At 63.0% G+C, this 3,457-nt stretch carries 1 protein-coding gene; it reads left to right on the top strand.

Annotation, left to right across the window (positions count from 1 at the left end; genetic code table 11):
* A partial coding sequence (locus tag ABR948_RS29120; protein ID WP_428124707.1) for an ATP-binding protein occupies positions 1 to 3,457 on the top strand: 3,457 nt, incomplete at both ends.

Genomic DNA, 3,457 nt, shown 5'->3' with positions numbered 1-3,457 from the left:
AGGGACGCTGGCCTACTTGGCGCCGGAACAAACTGGCAGGATGAACCGCTCGGTGGACTCCCGCAGCGATCTCTACGCGCTGGGTGTCACCTTCTACGAAATGTTGACGGGGCAGCTCCCCTTCTCCGCCGCCGATCCGATGGAGTGGGTGCATTGCCACGTCGCGCGGCAACCGGTGCCGCCTAACGAGCAGGTCGCAGGCATCCCGGGACTGCTGTCGGCCATTGTGATGAAGCTCCTCGCCAAGACCGCCGAGGAGCGCTACCAGACTGCCGCGGGTGTCGAGGCCGATCTCCGGCGCTGCTTGGCGGAGTGGGAGTCGCATGGCCGTATCGACCCGTTCCTGCCCGGCGCTTACGACGTATCGGACCGTCTGCTAATCCCGGAGAAGCTTTACGGGCGGGAGCGCGAGATCGACGCGCTGCTCGCTTCCTTCGACCGGGTCGTGGCGAACGGCACCTTGGAACTCGTGCTGGTGTCCGGACATTCCGGCATCGGCAAGTCCTCCGTGGTGAACGAGCTGCACAAGGCGCTGGTGCCGCCGCGTGGCCTGTTCGCGTCCGGCAAGTTCGACCAGTACAAGCGCGACATCCCGTACGCGACCCTGGGCCAGGCATTCCAGAGCCTTGTCCGCTCGCTCCTTACCCAAAGCGAGGCCGAGCTTGGCGGGTGGCGGGATTCCCTCAGCGAGGCGCTTGGCCCGAACGGTCAGCTCATCGTCAACCTCGTTCCCGAGCTGGAACTCGTGATCGGGAAACAGTCACCGGTCGCGAAGCTGCCGCCGCAGGACGCGCAGAACCGGTTCCAGATGGTCTTCCGGCGCTTCCTCGGGGCGTTCGCGCGCAAGGAGCATCCGCTCGCCCTGTTCCTCGACGATTTGCAATGGCTGGATACAGCAACGCTCGACCTCCTCGAGCATCTGGTCACGCACTCGGAAGTGCGCCACCTGCTGCTGGTAGGCGCCTATCGGAACAACGAGGTCGGCCCCTCTCACCCGCTCCTGCGGACGCTGGTGGCGATCCGCGCGGTCGATGCGAGGGTGCATGAGATTGTGCTGGCGCCCCTCGATCTCCACGATGTTGGCCGGCTCATCGCCGACGCGCTCTACTGCGAGCCGGAGCGCGCGCGGCCATTGGCGGAGCTTGTACACGAGAAAACCGGCGGCAATCCGTTCTTCGCGATTCAGTTCTTTATCGCGTTGGCCGAGGAAGGGCTGCTTGCGTTCGATCCAGTCGCGTCAGCGTGGCAATGGAACATCGATCACATCCGCGCCAAGAGCTACACCGATAACGTGATGGATCTTATGGTCGCGAAGCTGCAGCGGTTTTCTTCCACCACCCAGGAAGCCCTGAAGCAGCTCGCCTGCCTGGGCAATGTCGCCCCGATCGCCACCTTGGCCTTGGTTCACGGGGAAACGGAAGAGGCGACGCACGGGGCCCTCTGGGAAGCCGTCCACGCCGGGCTCGTCTTTCGCGAGAACAGCGCCTACAGGTTCCTGCACGACCGGATCCAACAAGCGGCCTATTCACTGATTCCCGACGAGCAACGCGCTGACGTCCACTTGCGTATCGGGCGTGCGCTGCTGGCGAGCATGACGGCGGACGGGCTCGCCGAGCATCTGTTCGATATCGCGAACCAGCTCAATCGGGGCGCCGCACGGCTGATCGACCGGGAAGAAAAAATGCAGGTGGCGACGATCGACTTGCGTGCCGGGCGAAAGGCCAAGGCGTCGGCGGCCTATGCGTCGGCGTGCGCGTATTTAGCGGCCGGCATGGCCCTGCTCGACGATCGAGACTGGGACAGCCAATACCCGTTGACGTTCGGGGTATGGCTCGAACGCGCGGAGTGCGAATACCTGAGCGGTAGCTACGACCAGGCCGAGGAGCTCATCCCGGAGCTGCTCGCGAGAGGCGCGTCGAAGATAGACAAGGCGGCCGCCTACCGCCTCAAGATTGATCTGCACGTCATGAAGTCGGAGAACCCGAAGGGCGTCGAGACCGCGCTCGAGTGCCTCCGCCTGTTTGACATCGATATGTCCCCACATCCTTCCCGTGAACAGTTCGACACGGTCTTTGCTGCGGTGTGGCGCAGGCTCGATGGACGCCCCATCGAGAGCCTGATTGATCTGCCGCGAGCCGCCAATCCGGATGTCGAAGCGGCGATGCGCGTACTGCAGGTACTCTATGCCCCCGCATATTTCACCGACGAGACGCTTCTCCATATGGAGCTCTGTCACATGGTTGCTCTCACGTTGGAGCACGGAGTGACGGATGCCTCGGCGCACGGTTTGGCTTGGTTCGGCGTCGTACTTGGACATGTTCTCGGGAGATATGCCGACGGCCATCGGTTTGGCCGTCTGGCAAACGCCCTGATCGAACGGCACGGCTTCGTCGCTCATAAGGCAAAGGCGCTGCTCTCGCTGGAAGTCCTAAGCATCTGGACCTGCCCCATCTCGTCGGCGCTTGATACCATCCACGCGGCATTCGCCGCGGCCATGGAGAGCGGAGACGTGGCGACTGCTTGTTTTTGCTGCGACCACATTGTAACCGACCTACTGGTGCGCGGTGATCACCTCGACGAGGCCTGGCGGGAAACCGAGCGAGGCCTCGCGTTCGTCCGCCACGCCAATTTCCGGGACGTCGTCGACAGATTGGTTGCGCAACAGCGTTTCATCAAGAACATGCGGGGGGAAACCGCCTCGTTTTCCACGTTTGACGGCGACGATTTCGACTCGGCTGACTTCGAGGCGAAGCTCACGCCAGATCGCATGGCATTAATGGTCTATTGGTACTGGGTCATAAAGGGAAAGGCACGATTCCTGTCGGGCGACTTCGATGAAGCGGTGCTGGCGTTTGGGCACGCGCATCCGCTGCAATGGTCTTCATCCGGCCACATCCAGCTTCTCGACCATCATTTTTTTTTGGCGTTGACGTTGGCCGCACTGGCGAATTCCAATGGGTGTGAAGCAGACGCGGCGACGCATCGCGAACAACTTGAGGCGCACTGCGATCAAATTCGGCGTTGGTCCGAAAGTTGTCCGACGACATTCGCCGACAAGCACGCCCTGGTCGCTGCCGAGATCGCACGCATCGAGGGCCGCGACCTCGACTCGATGCGCCTCTACGAACGGGCTATCCGCGCGGCACACGCAAACGGCTTTGTCCACAACGAGGCGCTCGCCAACGAGTTGGCGGGCCGCTTCTATCTCGACCGCGGTCTTGAGAAGAACGGCTATGCCCACCTCCGTGACGCACGCGCCTGTTATGCGCTGTGGGGCGCGTCCGGCAAGGTGCGGCAACTCGAACGGCTTCATCCGCATCTCCGCGACGCACCAGTCCCTGCATCTCCCACCACCACCATTGGCGCGCCCGTCGAGCAGCTGGATGTCGGGACGGTGCTCAAGGCCGCGCAGGCGGTGTCCGGCGAGATCGTCCTCGGTGAGCTCATCAAGACGCTG

Origin of the sequence: Bradyrhizobium sp. (assembly GCF_050014615.1) — a bacterium.
Taxonomy (GTDB): domain Bacteria; phylum Pseudomonadota; class Alphaproteobacteria; order Rhizobiales; family Xanthobacteraceae; genus Bradyrhizobium.
The sequence above is the reverse complement of the archived record's forward strand: the minus strand, read 5'-3'. Positions and strand labels throughout refer to the sequence as shown.